General features: G+C 43.3%; 14 protein-coding genes. 8 read left to right on the top strand and 6 right to left on the bottom strand.

The window, feature by feature from the left end; genetic code table 11:
- Nucleotides 1-5: 5 nt before the first annotated feature.
- From ACRRS0_RS15785 to ACRRS0_RS15775, 3 genes are read left to right on the top strand one after another with little or no spacing between them, the layout of a single operon-like run.
- A complete protein-coding gene (locus tag ACRRS0_RS15785) occupies nucleotides 6-740 on the top strand; it encodes a DUF1538 family protein (protein WP_432452248.1) in 735 nt (244 codons plus the stop codon).
- Nucleotides 740-1,510 carry a DUF1538 domain-containing protein gene (locus tag ACRRS0_RS15780; RefSeq protein ID WP_432452249.1) on the top strand — a complete coding sequence of 257 codons (771 nt, stop codon included), beginning with the start codon at nucleotides 740-742 and terminating at the stop codon, nucleotides 1,508-1,510. Before ACRRS0_RS15785 ends, ACRRS0_RS15780 begins: the two co-directional genes overlap by 1 nt.
- 1 nt (nucleotide 1,511) lies before the next feature.
- Complete coding sequence (locus ACRRS0_RS15775) at nucleotides 1,512-1,874, top strand: P-II family nitrogen regulator (RefSeq protein ID WP_432452250.1); 363 nt, start codon at nucleotides 1,512-1,514, stop codon at nucleotides 1,872-1,874.
- A gap of 483 nt (nucleotides 1,875-2,357) precedes the next feature.
- Here the strand turns inward: ACRRS0_RS15775 and pta are convergent, their stop codons facing one another.
- Both pta and ACRRS0_RS15765 read right to left on the bottom strand, forming a co-directional pair.
- A complete protein-coding gene (pta, locus tag ACRRS0_RS15770; protein WP_432452251.1) occupies nucleotides 2,358-4,493 on the bottom strand; it encodes a phosphate acetyltransferase in 2,136 nt (711 codons plus the stop codon).
- Nucleotides 4,494-4,566: 73 nt separating this feature from the next.
- Nucleotides 4,567-5,766 (bottom strand): acetate kinase, encoded by a 1,200-nt coding sequence (locus ACRRS0_RS15765; RefSeq protein ID WP_432452252.1) that lies wholly within the window; start codon nucleotides 5,764-5,766, stop codon nucleotides 4,567-4,569.
- A 304-nt stretch (nucleotides 5,767-6,070) separates the two neighbouring features.
- On the opposite strand from ACRRS0_RS15765, the gene yfbV reads away from it, so the two are divergent.
- On the top strand, nucleotides 6,071-6,532 hold the full coding sequence (gene yfbV, locus ACRRS0_RS15760; RefSeq protein WP_432452253.1) for a terminus macrodomain insulation protein YfbV: 462 nt from the start codon (nucleotides 6,071-6,073) through the stop codon (nucleotides 6,530-6,532).
- Here the strand turns inward: yfbV and rlmA are convergent.
- The 4 genes from rlmA to ACRRS0_RS15740 all read right to left on the bottom strand — a co-directional run bounded on the left by rlmA (nucleotide 6,520) and on the right by ACRRS0_RS15740 (nucleotide 12,129).
- Nucleotides 6,520-7,317, bottom strand: coding sequence for a 23S rRNA (guanine(745)-N(1))-methyltransferase (gene rlmA, locus ACRRS0_RS15755; RefSeq protein ID WP_432452254.1), 798 nt, complete (start codon nucleotides 7,315-7,317; stop codon nucleotides 6,520-6,522). The genes yfbV and rlmA overlap by 13 nt on opposite strands.
- Nucleotides 7,318-7,344: 27 nt before the next feature.
- On the bottom strand, nucleotides 7,345-8,085 hold the full coding sequence (gene pflA, locus ACRRS0_RS15750) for a pyruvate formate lyase 1-activating protein (protein WP_432452255.1): 741 nt from the start codon (nucleotides 8,083-8,085) through the stop codon (nucleotides 7,345-7,347).
- Nucleotides 8,086-8,177: 92 nt separating this feature from the next.
- Nucleotides 8,178-10,460 carry a formate C-acetyltransferase gene (gene pflB, locus ACRRS0_RS15745; protein ID WP_432452256.1) on the bottom strand — a complete coding sequence of 761 codons (2,283 nt, stop codon included), beginning with the start codon at nucleotides 10,458-10,460 and terminating at the stop codon, nucleotides 8,178-8,180.
- Between the two features lie 127 nt (nucleotides 10,461-10,587).
- On the bottom strand, nucleotides 10,588-12,129 hold the full coding sequence (locus ACRRS0_RS15740; RefSeq protein ID WP_432452257.1) for a DUF3360 family protein: 1,542 nt from the start codon (nucleotides 12,127-12,129) through the stop codon (nucleotides 10,588-10,590).
- 851 nt (nucleotides 12,130-12,980) lie between these two features.
- On the opposite strand from ACRRS0_RS15740, the gene ACRRS0_RS15735 reads away from it, so the two are divergent.
- From ACRRS0_RS15735 to ACRRS0_RS15720, 4 genes are read left to right on the top strand one after another with little or no spacing between them, the layout of a single operon-like run.
- Entirely contained in the window at nucleotides 12,981-13,751 is a 771-nt protein-coding gene (locus tag ACRRS0_RS15735; protein WP_432456158.1) for an ABC transporter ATP-binding protein, read from the top strand.
- Between the two features lie 55 nt (nucleotides 13,752-13,806).
- Nucleotides 13,807-14,571 (top strand): transporter substrate-binding domain-containing protein, encoded by a 765-nt coding sequence (locus ACRRS0_RS15730; protein ID WP_432452258.1) that lies wholly within the window; start codon nucleotides 13,807-13,809, stop codon nucleotides 14,569-14,571.
- A gap of 55 nt (nucleotides 14,572-14,626) precedes the next feature.
- Complete coding sequence (locus ACRRS0_RS15725) at nucleotides 14,627-15,325, top strand: ABC transporter permease (RefSeq protein ID WP_432452259.1); 699 nt, start codon at nucleotides 14,627-14,629, stop codon at nucleotides 15,323-15,325.
- 10 nt (nucleotides 15,326-15,335) lie between these two features.
- Nucleotides 15,336-16,055, top strand: a complete 720-nt coding sequence (locus ACRRS0_RS15720) for an ABC transporter permease (RefSeq protein WP_432452260.1) — start codon at nucleotides 15,336-15,338, stop codon at nucleotides 16,053-16,055.
- Nucleotides 16,056-16,143 lie beyond the last annotated feature (88 nt).

Raw genomic sequence — 16,143 nt, 5'->3', positions numbered from 1 at the left:
GTGGTATGGGGTTTCGGTTCTCACATTTTTTTTCATCTCTGCTTAAAAGTATTCGGGACATTTCGCCGATTGTATTCGTGATCCTGTTTTTTCAATGGTTTGTATTAGACAGTTCATTGCCAAATGTTCTACAGATCCTCGGCGGTACGGTGATGGTCGTGGTGGGTTTAAGTTGTTTTGTGATGGGCTTGGAGCTTGGTTTATTTCCGATTGGCGAACAACTGGCGCATGCTTTTGCCAATAAGGGAAGCTTGGCTGCGCTATTGGCTTTTGCATTCTGTTTGGGATTTGGGACAACCATTGCTGAACCTGCCCTGATCGCTGTTACCAGGGAAGCGGCTGAGGTTGCAGCCCAAGCGCAGCATATTGCATCGGATAAGGGGAGCATGGATGAATATGCCGCAGGCTTGCGTTTAAGTGTTGCCTTTGCGGTTGGCTTAGCCATTGTGATTGGGGTGATCCGTATTATTCAAGGGTGGCCGCTTTATCTGATGATCATCGCGGGTTATGGCTTGATTGTGATACTTACCATATTTGCTCCCGAAGAAATTATCGGTATCGCCTATGATTCTGGAGGTGTCACCACCTCGACAATCACCGTCCCCTTAGTTACTGCACTTGGGATCGGTTTAGCGGCTTCAATTGAGGGAAGAAATCCCTTATTAGATGGGTTTGGTTTGATTGCTCTAGCCTCGTTAACGCCGATGATTTTTGTGATGCTTTACGGGATTATTTATTGATGCGCTGGTGGCTAGAGTTTTTCGAGACCTTGTTTTCCACGCTAGGCGATATTTTTCCGATTGTACTCACAATTCTAGTCTTTCAATATCTGGTTATTAAAAAGCCGCTTCATCAGCCTCGTCAGTTATTAATGGGGATATTTTTTGTGGTGCTGGGGATGGTATTGTTCTTATTGGGTCTTGAGCAGGCTTTATTCCCTTTGGGGCAAACTATGGCGATCCAATTAACCCATCTAGGTTTTGTGTCGCTGAGTGATGCCCCAGGGAGTCATTGGCAGGCCTACCTATGGGTTTACATATTCTCTGCAGCGATCGGTTTTAGCACCACGATTGCAGAACCGTCGTTATTAGCCGTGGCGATTAAAGCGAATGCCGTTTCTGGGGGAGTGGTTTCGATTGGTGGTTTACGTGTTTCGGTTGCTTTAGGTGTCGCTTTCGGTCTCGCCCTAGGTTCTTACCGAATTGTGGTAGGTGACCCGCTACAGTATTACATTATTTTTGGTTACGTATTGGTTGGAATACAAACCTTGTTTGCTCCGAAAGCGATCATTCCCTTGGCCTATGATAGTGGTGGAGTGACCACTTCGACAGTGACCGTGCCTTTAGTGACTGCATTGGGATTAGGTTTGGCTGATGCTGTGCCTGGGCGTAGTCCACTCTTGGACGGTTTTGGTCTGATTGCTTTTGCTAGTTTGTTTCCAATTATCTCGGTATTAGCTTATGCACAAATTACTCATTATTTAGCCCATTCTGATTTATCTGGAGAATAAGATGAAATTTAAGTTGATTCTAGCTTTTGTTGACGATCAAAAAACCAGTTTGGTATTAGACTCGGCTCGCGCTGCTGGCGCGACAGGTGCGACTGTGATTAACAATGCGCGGGGGGAGGGAGTGCATCGTAAAAAAACGTTCTTTGGTTTGAATCTCGAGTCGCAGCGCGACGTCTTATTGTTTGTGGTAGAAAGTCATTTGGCGAAACCTATCTTAAATACGATTAGTGCTGTGGCTGATTTTGATCAAGAAGAAGGTCAAGGCATTGCGGTGCTGCTGGATGTGGAAGACGTGGTTGGCGTTGCACATCAAATTCACGCGCTCACGCATCGTGGTCCTGATGATGATTTAAGTGGGTTGTGAATAAATATAGTGAATTATGTCAAATAAATACCGGGAGCTGTGTATAACTCTCACTTTATATAATTCTTATCCACATAATCTGTGGATTAATATGTGAATGAAGTGGTTTTTTGATTCTATATTTATGTTTTTTAAGGTTTTTTGGGTTTGATTAAAAATGATTCGTTCACTTATGATTGTTAAGATACGAGCTGGGGCTGTGGGTTTATCAGCCAAACAGAGATGACTTTTAAACTTAAGTTGACGTAGAACAAGAGCTTTAAAACCCTTGAAGTTAGCAAGTGCTGCTTTAAGAGATCGATTTTAAAGGTATTTGCTGTTTTTCCTTGGCCACTCATTGGTTAAACAGTATTCGTTCGTGAAGGTAGGTGCACAAGATTGAAGCGTTTTATTGTTAGCGCTTATGCTTATTTGGCGATCGGTATAAATAAAAATACCGCTCAATTTAATTGAGCGGTATTTTTGCAAAGCAAAACGCTTAGCTTACTTTCTTTGGCTCGCTTGGATCGCTGTTAAAGCGATCGTGTAGACGATGTCGTCAACTAAAGCACCACGTGACAAATCATTCACTGGTTTAGCCATACCTTGTAGCATTGGCCCGATACTGATTAGGTCGGCACTACGTTGTACTGCTTTGTAAGTGGTATTACCAGTATTCAAATCAGGGAAGATGAATACCGTTGCTTTACCTGCCACAGGGCTATTCGGTGCTTTACTCTTGGCAACGTTTTCCATGATAGCCGCATCATATTGCAATGGACCGTCGATGATCAGATCGGGACGACGTTCCTTGGCAATTTTTGTGGCTTCACGTACTTTCTCAACGTCAGAGCCTGAGCCTGAACTACCCGTTGAGTAACTGATCATTGCGACCCGAGGTTCAATTCCGAAGGCAACCGCTGATTCTGCAGATTGAATTGCAATATCTGCAAGTTGTTCAGCGCTTGGATCTGGATTGATCGCACAGTCACCATAAACCAATACTTGATCCGGTAACAGCATGAAGAAGATCGAGCTAACTAGGTTGTAACCTGGTGCCGTTTTAATCAACTGAAGCGGTGGGCGAATAGTGTTCGCTGTGGTATTGACCGCACCAGAAACCAAGCCGTCAACTTCGTCGTTGGCTAGCATCATGGTTCCCAGAACCACGTTGTCTTCAAGTTGCTCTTTGGCAACGACTTCGGTGAGGCCTTTACCCTTGCGTAACTCTACCATTGGCGCAACATATTTATTTTGAATTTCAACTGGGTTGAAAATTTCAATATTGTCACCCAGAGTGACACCTTGTTGACCAGCGATACGATGAATTACTTCAGGATTGCCAAGTAATACCGGTTTAGCGATGCCACGTTCAGCACAAATAGCAGCTGCTGCAATAGTACGCGGTTCTTCACCTTCTGGTAATACAATACGTTTATTGGCACTGCGAGCCATTTCGGTGAGCTGGTAACGGAAAGCGGGTGGCGACAAGCGACGCGCACGGGCAGAAATAGCCGTTAATGACTCTATCCAATGTTTGTCGATGTGGCCAGCAACGTAGTCCTGTACCAATTCGATCCGTGAGGCATCGTCAACGGGGATTTCAGCATTGAAGCTTTGTAAGGCTAACGAAGTTTGCCAAGTGTTTGACTCAATCAACATCACTGGTAAACCAGTGGCAAATGCACCTTCACATAGTTTTAAAACTTGAGGTTCTGGTTGATAACCACCAGTCAGCAATAAGGCTCCAATTCTAACACCGTTCATGGCTGCTAAGCAGGCTGAAACAATCACATCGGAGCGATCGCCAGAGGTCACTAACAGGCTACCCGCATTAAAATGTTCGACCATGTTATGGATGCTGCGAGCACAGAAAGTCACTCGTCCTAAACGAGTATCCATGTCACCTTCGTTAATCACTCGAGCATTGAGGTGATTCGCCAGATCTCGCGCACGTGGTGAAACCAGCGGCGCATTCCAAGGAATACAGCCTAAAATACGCAGTGGGCTTTTGCCAAACATCTGCAGCACTTCAAGATTAGTCGAATGGTCTGATTTATTATCAAACATTTCGGTGAGGTCTGGACGAGTAATTTCATGCTCGTCGATAGGCGCACCAACTTTATTGATAATACAACCAATAATACGTTTGTTTTTTAGACCGCCAAAGTTATTACACGCAATTTCCATGCGCTCTTTTAACTGTTGCGAAGTATCGTTACCTGGGTTGGTAACAAATACCATATCGGCATCTAAAGCTTTGGCAATACCATAGTTAACATTGGTTGCGTAAGGAGATTCAGAGGTCGGGACTAGGCCTTCTACCACAACAATCTCTGCGCCAGATGTTCCAGAATTAAAACGAGCCACAATGCCTTCAAGCAAATCATCAATTTGATTGGCGCTGATAAGGTTTTCTGCATAGGCTTGGGTAAAAGGTTCTGGGGGAATAATATTTGATGCTTGGCGAATGATCGCTGTAGAACGTTCAGCGCCTTTTTCGCGACTTTTCGGTTGGGCAATGGGTTTAAAGAAATTAACGTTGACGCCATTGCGCTCCATCGCGCGAACCATTCCCAAACTGACGGATGTTACACCAACACCAACGCCAACAGGGATTAACATAATTGTACGAGCCACGGCTGTACCTCTTAAGTTAGGTGAAAGAATAAGGCTAGACTAAAATCTAACCTTAGATACAAAGTATGTTTTATTACTGAGTTAATGCGACAGCATCTTGAGCAATAACCATTTCTTCATTTGTTGGAATCACTAAAATTGGGCGGCTAGTACTAGTGGCGATATTGCCAGAGTTACCAAAACGTGCAGCTAAGTTTGCTTGCTCATCTAGACTAAAACCAAGTAGCGCTAGTTTTTCAACGGTTAATTGACGAACTAAAGCTGAATTTTCACCAATGCCACCAGTAAAGACGAGAGCATCTAGCTTACCGTCCATTGCTGCAGCGTAAGACATAATGGCTTTGGCTAAACGGTAAGTGAATACGTTCATCGCACGAAGCCCGGCGTCGCTGCCTTTTTGGTAGCCTTCTTCGACAAAACGACAGTCACTGCTTTCTTCCGTGAGGCCCATCAAACCAGACTCTTTGGTAAGCATGTTGTTGACTTGCTCTAATGTATAGCCTTCATTGTCGACTAAATGGAAAATAATCGCAGGGTCGATATCACCAGAACGAGTGCCCATTACCAAACCTTCGAGCGGCGTGAGCCCCATGCTGGTATCAACACTTTTACCGTTCTTCACGGCACAGAGTGAGGCGCCATTACCTAGGTGAGCGGTGATCACATTGGTCTCTTCTACAGGCAAACCCAAGGTTGCCGATGCTTCACGAGATACAAATAGGTGACTCGTGCCATGCATACCATAACGGCGAATGCCTTTTTCGCTATATAGCTTATAAGGTAAGGCATAAAGAAACGCGCTTTCTGGCATGGTTTGGTGGAAGGCGGTATCAAATACTGCAACGTGTGGTTGCTGAGGAAAACAATCTTGAGCCGCTCGAATGCCGATTAATGCAGCTGGATTATGCAGTGGCGCTAAGCTAGCGCAGTCTTCGATACCAGCCAAGACAGCTTCGTCAATAATCGCTGATTGAGTGAACTTTTCTCCGCCATGAACGACGCGGTGACCAACGGCCACAATATCGTTCAAAATTTCAGGATTTTTTTCTAAGAGGTTGCTTACAATAAATTCGATAGCTTCATGGTGTGCGGCATTGGCACCTAGCTTTGAATCCCCTTTTTCGCCATTTAACTTCCATTTGATACGTGCATCTTCTAAGTTAAAGCATTCTGCCAAACCAGAAAGAATCTCGTCACCGCTAACAGCGTTTAGCACTGCAAATTTTAATGAAGAGCTACCGCAATTAAGAACGAGTACCAGCTTATTGCTCATTTATAGACACCTGTTGTTGAATTTGTTCAATTATAGACAGTGGCTCAAAAACGTAGAGTATTAGAAGACCCGTTGTTTGAACCGGAAAACCAATCTTAAGCGCCGCCAAAAATTGATTTGACCTAGTGCCAAGGTCCCATTCAAGCTACACTTAATATATTAAGGTGATTTATATGAAACCGGCTGTCTGCCAATGATACCTGAAACGGATTTTTAATCATATATGTCATACTAATAACTAAGTGAATTTGTAAAAAAATTACTAATTTATTGGTTTAGGTCAATTTTTGGTCGCGAGGTGTCCATGGGTAAATTCTCTGAAATGTTAAATGATGGACATAACTATATGAAACGCTGGCCAAATCAGCGTGTGCTGTCACCCATTTTTCCTGAGAATCGAGTTATTTTTGCGACTTCTTTAGCGATGAAAACGATGCCAGCGATAGCGGTTGTCACAGTTATGCTGCCGTATATGGCTAATTTGACTGAAATATTACCACAATCAGTGATGATGGCGACGGTGATATTTTTAATGCCTTTACATGGTTTATATTGGTTGGGACGTCGAGCAAATCAGTTATTACCGCCCAGCTTAGCTAACTGGTATCGTGATCTACATCAAAAATTGGCCGAGGCTGGTGAGCGTATTTCACCTCTGGCGGTGAAACCTCGTTATAAAGAATTAGCAGATTTGTTGCGGAAAGCCTTCAAGCGTTTTGATAAAAGCTTTGTGTTAGCTGAAGACTTTACTGATTACCCTCGTTGATATAATTGTAATACAAATTCAAAGTCAATTTCGAATTGTGATTGCGCTAATTGCTGTTGTTCTAGCAGTTTGGTATTTTTCCAAGCAAATGGCGTCATTTTAGTTAAGGCAGACATATCTTCTTGATTTAATATGGCTAACTGACTTATTTTTTGTTGCTCAGTGAGTCGCCAGCCAGCTAATTCTTCAGCTTGTTCTTGATGCGCTTGCAACTCCTTGTAAATCAAACGTCGTAATTGCTGTAAATGCCTGGCTCCTGGGACGACTTTGAGTAAAAAGCTATGGTTATGTGAGATACGCAGTAACTCCTGATTATCGCTGGGGGCAAATACACGAACGATAAAATCAATGCTGTTATCGGCAATTGGTAATCGGTGGTTACTAGCCACAAAAAATTGGCAACTTTTGTGACGTTTAGCTGCCATTCTGATCCCATCTTTTGCTATATCTACACCTATCACTGCGTCTGCTTGTGCCTGCTCCTGACGGATGGCTGCCGTGTAGTAACCTTCTCCACAGCCTAAATCAAGAATGCATTTTGCTTGGTGAAGCGAAAGTAGTTGATTGATAGCATCCGCTAAGAAATTAAAATGACCTTGATTGAGAAAATGTTGGCGTGCTTGCAGCATCGCTTTGCTATCTCCTGGCTGCTTCGAATTCTTATGTTGCACGGCCAGTAGGTTGGTGTAGCCTTCTTTTGCTTGGTCGAAACAATGGCCTTTAGCACAAGACCACTGTTTGTTTACTTTGCTTAGCCGAAGCTGGCAAATGGGGCATATCATCATCAAAAAATAAGCCTTAATCGCGTGAAACTAGTAGATAACCTTGCTGTGGTATTGTTGCAAGATCCCTTTAATGGTTTCCATCGTTTCTTTGCTCGGCGGTTTTACGCCAGCGAGTGGGTAATCTTCTCCCATGGCGGTCCATTTGTGTTTTCCGAGCTCGTGGTAGGGGAGTAATTCAATTTTTTCTACGTTGTCGAAAGGTGCGAGAAACTGACCTAAGTCATGAGCCGATTGTTCATCATCGGTGAAACCAGGAACCACAACATAGCGGATCCAAGTGGTTTGGCCTACTTTGTGTAGATAACGAGCAAAATCCAGCGTTCGTTTATTACTGACACCAACCAATTCTTGGTGTACTTCATCGTGGATTTGTTTAATGTCGAGCATCACCAGATCGGAAGCATCAAGTAGTTCGTCAATCACTTCCGTATGTTTACGAACGTAACCATTAGTATCGAGGCAGGTATGGATCCCTTGAGCCTGACAGGCTCGAAATAAGTCTCGAACAAACTCCGCTTGTAGGATGGCTTCGCCACCACTGGCGGTTACACCACCACCACTAGCATTCATGAAACGGCGATAGGGAGTTAAGTCATTCATTAAATCGTCTACAGAAATTTCTTTACCGTCATGTAAGTCCCAAGTATCGCGATTATGACAATATTGGCAGCGCATTAAACAGCCTTGCATAAATACGATAAACCTGATCCCTGGTCCATCGACGGTACCGCACGATTCTGTTGAATGAATTCGCCCAATTCTAGACATTTGTTTCTCCCAAAAAAAAACCTTGCCCAACAATGAGGGCAAGGTCAATTATAACCGGAGTTTCTGCTAAGCAGAAACTACTAAAGCTAAGATTAGATGCTTTGCGTAAAAGTACGAGTGATTACGTCTTGTTGCTGCTCAGCTGTTAGTGAGTTAAAACGCACTGCGTAACCCGATACACGGATGGTTAACTGAGGGTATTTCTCAGGATTTTCCATCGCGTCAACTAACATTTCACGGTTCATCACGTTCACGTTGAGGTGTTGGCCACCTTCCACATCAGTGTTGTGGTAGAAGTAACCGTCCATCAAACCAGCCAGGTTGGTTTTTTGAGTATCGTCATCTTTACCTAGAGCGTTTGGCACGATAGAGAAAGTATAAGAAATACCGTCTTGTGCGTTAGCAAATGGTAGTTTAGCGACCGAAGTTAATGATGCTACAGCACCTTTTTCGTCACGACCATGCATTGGGTTTGCTCCCGGTGCAAATGGAGCGCCGGCTTTACGCCCATCTGGTGTGGTACCTGTTTTCTTACCATAGACCACGTTAGAAGTGATGGTAAGTACAGATTGAGTCGGAACAGCATCACGGTAAGTTTTAAGCTTACGGATTTTGTTCATGAAGCGCTCAACCAAGTCAACTGCGATGCTATCTACACGATCATCGTTGTTACCAAATTTAGGGTAATCACCGTTGATTTCAAAATCTACAGCAATGCCATCTTCGTCACGAATTGGCTTCACTTCAGCATATTTAATCGCTGATAGTGAGTCTGCAGCAACTGATAATCCAGCAATACCACAAGCCATGGTACGGTATACGTCACGATCATGAAGTGCCATCAACGATGCTTCGTAGCTGTACTTGTCATGCATATAGTGAATGCAGTTTAGAGCGGTGACATATTGCTCTGCTAACCAATCCATGAAGGTGTCTAAGCGAGCCATGATGTCGTCGTAATTTAATACTTCATCGGTTACTTTTTCGCCAACAGGACCTACTTGGATTTTTAGTTTCTCATCCATACCGCCATTCATGGAGTACAGCAGGGTTTTTGCTAAGTTCGCGCGAGCACCAAAGAACTGCATTTGTTTACCAACAACCATTGGTGATACACAACATGCGATGGCGTAATCGTCGTTATCAAAATCAGTGCGCATTAAATCATCATTTTCGTATTGAATTGATGAAGTATCGATAGATACTTTGGCACAGTATTTTTTGAAGTTAAGCGGTAATTTCTCTGACCATAATACGGTAATGTTTGGCTCTGGAGAAGGACCCATAGTGTATAGGGTGTTCAAGAAACGGAACGCAGTACGGCTTACTAGGGTTCGACCATCAACACCCATACCACCCATTGACTCAGTTGCCCAAATTGGGTCACCAGAGAACAAGTCATCATACTCAGGAGTACGTAGGAAACGAACCATACGTAACTTCATGACCAAGTGGTCAACCAGTTCTTGCGCTTCACTTTCAGTGATCAGGCCAGCAGCCATGTCGCGCTCGATGTAAACGTCTAAGAAAGTTGTGGTACGGCCAAATGACATTGCCGCGCCATTTTGTGACTTAACGGCGGCCAAGTAACCAAAGTAAGTCCACTGAACGGCTTCTTTTGCAGTTTTAGCTGGCACTGAAATATCACAACCGTATTTGGCTGCCATTTCTTTAATTTGAGCTAAAGCACGATACTGTTCGTTGATTTCTTCACGAAGGCGAATCGTTGCTTCTAAGGTGTCACCTTTAATGAGATCTTTTTCTAACGAACGATGCTGTTTTACTTTATCGGCCATTAAGAAATCAATGCCGTATAAGGCAACGCGACGGTAGTCACCAATGATACGTCCACGGCCATAAGCATCAGGTAAACCAGTTAATACGCCTGATTTACGACATTTCATGATCGCGCCAGTGTATACGTCGAATACACCTTGGTTATGGGTTTTACGGTACTCTGAGTAGATCTTGCTAACCGCAGGGTCTAATTCACGATCGTAAGCTTTACAAGAACCCTCGATCATCCGAATGCCGCCATTTGGGATGATCGCACGTTTCAACGGTGCTTCAGTTTGCAAGCCAACAATAGTTTCTAAATCTTGATTGATGTAACCAGCATCATGTGAGGTGATGGTTGAGATAACTGAAGTATCGAAGTCTACCGGCGAGTGAGTGCGGTTTTCCTCTTTAATGCCTTCCATAACTTTTGCCCAAAGCTTATCCGTTGCTTCGGTTGACCCTGCTAAAAAGCTTTCATCGCCTTCATATGGGGTATAGTTAGTTTGAATAAAGTCACGAACGTTAACTTCATTTTGCCATTCGCCAGTTTTAAAACCTGCCCATGATTCAGCAAAAACTTCGTTCTTCTCTGTCATTTCTTGTTCCACCTATAAGTTGGTATACAAATGAATAAATTACGTTGTATAAAGTAGCGCGCAAAGCGCTACTCCTTTTAGCCTAGAACTAGTATAGCGTTTGTTCTAAGCGATAAAGTCTTTCTCACTATAATAATGCTGGAATGCCATATTTCCCTTCCAACATCCCTACTGCCAGCATTGCAGCGGCGCAGACAATTAGGACGACAGTTGGAATAATGATACGGTCCAATTTACTTAGTTTTTTCGGACGTTCTTTATCGCCAATGAGGCCATTATTGTCTAACAGCATAGTTAATGCCCATGCTAATACCGGGTTGGTTACCATCGCAGCAAACACACAAATACCTGCAGACTGAGAGTCTTTAGAATCTTTAATCATTTGCATGCCAGCTTCTAACAACGGCAATGAAACACCAACCAATAACGCGATACGCATTACCGGTGGCCATACAGCGGCATCCATTGGGTAGCCAACAATAGCAATGATCATCACTAAAGAACCGAGGAGGATTGCGCCGCCGGGGATTGGACGCTTGGCAATTGCTGCAGGGATCATATAAGTCCCCCAGCTGGAAGTGATGTTACCACCACCGACCGCGGTACCAACCATTTGACGAATCGAACACATGGTCATGGTGTCATCAACGTCCATCAATACTTTGTCAGTTTTTTTCGGGTAGTTCAGTTCTTGGAAAATGCGATGACCTAAGAAGTCGGGTGACCACATCGCGACCGCTAAGATGGCAAAAGGTAATGAAGCAATAAAGTGCTCAATGTTTGGTAAGCCTAACATCCATCCTTCTTCAGTGGAGCCCCACCAGTATGCAGGATTTAAGTTTGGTAAACCTGGCTCGGTCGTAAAGGTTAAATCAAACCCTGCACCAGCGAGCATGGCCACCACAAATCCGGTGACAGCACATAAAGGGATCGCTAACCAGCGTTTACCAAGCTTGGCTAATACGGCGTAAACAACAACAGTAATTGCTAGTACAATCAAGGCAATATAGCCCATGTCGCCTGCTGCTACGCCTTCGGTTTGACTGCTAAGTCCATTGGCCCAGCCAATTAAAGAGTTGATTTGGCTTATTGAACCGGTAAAGCCCAAAAACACCAATAGTCCACCTGCAACGCCTTCACTGGTTAAGTTAACCAGACGGGAACCGCCTTTAACTGCGCTCAATATCAAGCCAAAGACGCCAATTAAAATAGCCAACGCTAATGGATGAGCCCCAGCCATGGCAATCATGAAAATCATAGGAATCATTGGCCCGTGGTTACCGGCCAAGTTAGCTCTTGGGTTTACAAAACCAGAGGCTAAAATACAGAATAGAAATGCGGGAATGATCATTTCTACACGTGAAACTTCAATAGCGAACTCTACGCCTAAATTGACATGCTCCCATTTATCAGAGAGACCTGCTGCCCAAGCCATCATCACTGCAGAGTACATTGCGATAATACCGATGGTGCCAGCAATTGCTGGGACTAAATCTTCCAGTTCAAAGCGAAAGTCACGACCGGGTAAATTTAAACTATAACGACGTGGCTTCATGATCTGAAGTTCATGGTCTAAATAGTCAGAACGAGTTTCAAATTCAGATGCAGGGCGGTGTGCTTCTGAGTAGCTCAGCTCTTCGTCTTGAGACTGATGGTTGTTACTGGACATAGTTTCCTCAAATAACAAAATGTAAATCGGTTAATCGCAGGTGCTCATAAAAGCGTATTTCGCTTGAGTTCCCTCTCACTCGCGATAATCGTCTCATCTAGACGAACAACATAAAGGACTGTGAGTGTAGCTATTGAAATAACTCCAAGCTTTGTGTTTAAGAAATTTAGAGGATATTCGTATTGGATAATTGCGTATATTTAACAAAAATCAGGCGGTTAAAGATAAATATTTATCTGGGTAAAAACCGACAGTTTTGTTGTTAACTCTCACAACATATTACCTCATATTTTTCTTAGCAAAATTGTAGCAAAGCAAGCTGGATTTAGAACTTGATCCAAGTCAATAAAGGCCATAATTTCTGTAATTTTATTACCTTTTTAGGGGCTCGCTCTGCTAATTAATAGATTGTCAATGGGGTATTCTGTAATTTACTTACTAAAAGTATGGGCTTTAGACTGAGATCTAGCTCACCTTATTTGAATCTTAATAGACTAAGGATTTTACACTGATTTAACATTTAAAGTGGGCTGTTTTTGCGATGGAATATATTAGCTAGTGTTTACAAAAAACTGAGTTATCATTCTAGGTATTGAGAAATAATTCGGGTTATTTATTTCTATCAGCTTAGACATGCAGTTTTCGTGAATATAAACATGCTGTGAAAATATAGCTTTAGGGTGTTTTGTAATCACATTAATAGATATCGCCCCATAAAATGTTGAGTTTTGTCTTTTGGGGTGATACTTTTTGTTGAGTTGAACGTGTAACAATTTATTTAACAATAATGCGTGCCTCGGGATAAGGGCTTGGTTGTTTTGACAGCCATTAACAAGGTAAATAACAATAATATGAATGATGCGGCTGCATTAGATGTCTCTAATATCCATAAAGTATTTGGGGATAATGAGGTTCTTAAAGGGATCGATTTAACGGCTAGAAAAGGCGATGTTATTTCTATCATCGGCTCTTCGGGCTCAGGTAAAAGTACCTTTTTACGTTGCATGAACTTGTTAGAAACCCCTACTCAAGGGGAGATTTTGGTTCATGGCGAGCAAATTGCGTTTAAGCATTTGCGTAATGGGGAACGAATCCCTGCAAACAGTAAGCAAGTTGAGCTTGTTCGCTCCCGCCTATCGATGGTATTCCAAGGGTTTAACTTATGGTCACATATGACCGTATTGGAAAATATTGTGGAAGCACCTATTCACGTCTTAGGGGTACCAAGAAAAGAAGCGACTGAGCAGGCGGAAGCATTGCTGGAGCGAGTCGGCTTACATGATCGTAAAGATTATTATCCTGCTCATATGTCTGGTGGTCAGCAACAGCGCGCTGCGATTGCTCGAGCATTAGCGATGAATCCTGCAGTCATGTTGTTTGACGAACCCACTTCTGCGCTTGACCCTGAATTAGTGGGTGAAGTACTTAAGGTGATGCGCAGTTTGGCGGAAGAAGGCCGCACTATGCTGGTGGTTACTCACGAAATGGCTTTTGCTCGTGACGTTTCAAACCAAGTCCTATTTTTACATCAAGGCGTGGTTGAAGAGAAAGGCTCTCCGCAAAAAGTTTTCGAAAATCCCGATTCTGAGCGGATGCGTCAATTCCTCGCGCCCAACTATTAGTTTATGGAAGACAGGCGTTAATTCGCTGATAATGCAAACATTATGGAGTATTAAAATGAAAAAAACAGTAATCGCGATGATGGGTGTTTTGGCGCTCGCAAGCACGCCATTAATGGCCAAAGATTGGAAAGTAGTGCGTTTGGCGGTAGATGTGCCTTACGAACCTTTTGAGTACAAAGCGCCAGACGGCTCGCTAACTGGTTTTGAAGTTGATTTAGGGAATGCGGTTTGTGCTGAAATGAAGGTGAAGTGCGAGTGGGTTGTGCAGGCTTGGGATGGCATTATTCCTGGTTTACTTGCGCGTAAGTACGATGCGATTTTTTCTTCAATGTCTATCAATGAAGAGCGTGCGAAGAAAGTACTATTCTCTGAACCTTACTATATCACCCCAACTGGTTTTTTTGGTCCTAAAGCAAGTACCGTTGATCCTGCTAAGCCTGAAACATTGAAAGGTCTTAGAGTAGGGGTACAGCGAGGAACGATTCAAGATACCTACGCAACTGAGCATTACTCGAAGGTTGCGGATATTAAACGTTATACCACTGGTGATGATTTAGTGGTTGATCTTCAAGGCGGACGTATTGACCTTGTGGTGATTGATTATCCGGTAGGCGTAAGCTCGATTTTAGATGTCGATGCAGACAAAAAATTTATGTCAGTGGGTGAGCCTATTCCGCTTGGTAATGGCGTTGGTGTTGCTGCTCGTAAACGCGATAAAGCGCTTATCGAGATGTTTAACAAGGCGCTTGCTACGGTCAAGAGCAATGGAACCTACGATAAAATCAACGATAAGTACTTTGATTACAGTATTAAAATGTAGCTTTGCCTGACCATTAACCCGAGTATGACTCGGGTTAATTTTTAAGAGATTGATTATGCTTGACCTATATGGTTACGGCCCCTCTATTTTTATGGGCGCAATTGTCACCATCGAAGTGGCTTTCTTGTCTTTGGCGGTTGCCTTAGTGCTTGGTTTGTTGGCGGCAGTAGCCCGTCTATCTAAACATTGGCTGGCCAATGCTGTTGCTACTATTTATACCACGGTGATCCGCGGGGTACCCGATTTAGTATTGATGTTGTTAATATTTTTCGGGGCACAGATCATGGTTAATTCTGTTTCTGACTGGGTATACGATCGCTTTGATATTGAATATTACATCAACATTAATGAATTTGTAGCTGGTGTGACCACCATTGGATTTATTTTTGGTGCTTACATGGCTGAAACTTTTCGTGGCGCATTTTTGGCGGTCGATAATGGTCAAATTGAAGCGGGTAAGGCTTATGGTATGACTGCGTTACAAATATTTCGTAGAATTACGGTGCCACAAATGATGCGTCATGCGATCCCTGGGATCGGTAATAATTGGTTAGTCATGGTGAAAACGACCGCTTTAGTTTCGGTTATTGGTTTGGCCGATATGGTTCGTCTTGCCAAGGAAGCTGCGGGTGCGGTGCATGAACCATTTATATTCTTTATTCCTGTGGCTTTCGTTTATTTAGCCTTAACCAGTGTTTCTGAAATATTCTTAAAGCGTTTAGAAATTCGTTTTAGTGTGGGTACCGACAGGTAAGGTCTTAACTATGTATGAAATGATCGAGAACTTACTGGCGAGTAATGAGATCTTCACCTTAAGCACCGTTCTCACTTATTGGGATGGTCTGGTGATGACTGTTCAATTAACCTTTATGTCTCTAATTATCGGCCTTTTGTTGGCTATACCACTCGCGGTACTGCGGGCTTCTGATAATTTTTTTGTAAGCCGTAGTGTATGGATATTTACATATTTTTTCCGCGGAACACCTTTACTGATTCAGTTATATATTATTTATTATGGCGTCACCTACATCGAGGGCATTCAAGACTCAATGTTCTGGCCGATTGTGCGTGAAGCATTTTATCCTTGTTTATTAGCTTTTGTATTGAATACAGCTGCTTATACTACCGAAATATTTCGTGGTGCCATCGTGGCAACCCCTCGAGGCGAAATAGAAGCCGCTAAGGCCTACGGGATGTCTAATTTAGGCGCGATGCGTCGTATTATTTTACCAAGTGCTTTGCGCAGAGCATTACCAGCGTACAGTAATGAAGTGATCTTCATGTTGCATGCCAGCTCTATTGCGAGTGTGGTCACTATTATCGACCTCACTGGCGCTGCGCGGGACGTTTATGCAAAGTACTATGCACCATTTGAAGCATTTACTTTTGTAGCTGCGATATATCTTTCGCTTACTTTTATGTTGGTCTATGGTTTTAAGCAGTGGGAAAAGCGTTGGCACAGACACTTGCGCCCATTGAGTTAAGCCCTGTTTTAATCATACGATAGCAAGGGGCTTTGCCCCTTTTTTCATTGTTAATCTTTAACCTTCTACTGTTGGCCACTTTATAGGA

The organism is Agarivorans sp. QJM3NY_29, assembly GCF_050870835.2.
Classification (GTDB): Bacteria; Pseudomonadota; Gammaproteobacteria; order Enterobacterales; family Celerinatantimonadaceae; genus Agarivorans.
The sequence above is the reverse complement of the archived record's forward strand: the minus strand, read 5'-3'. Positions and strand labels throughout refer to the sequence as shown.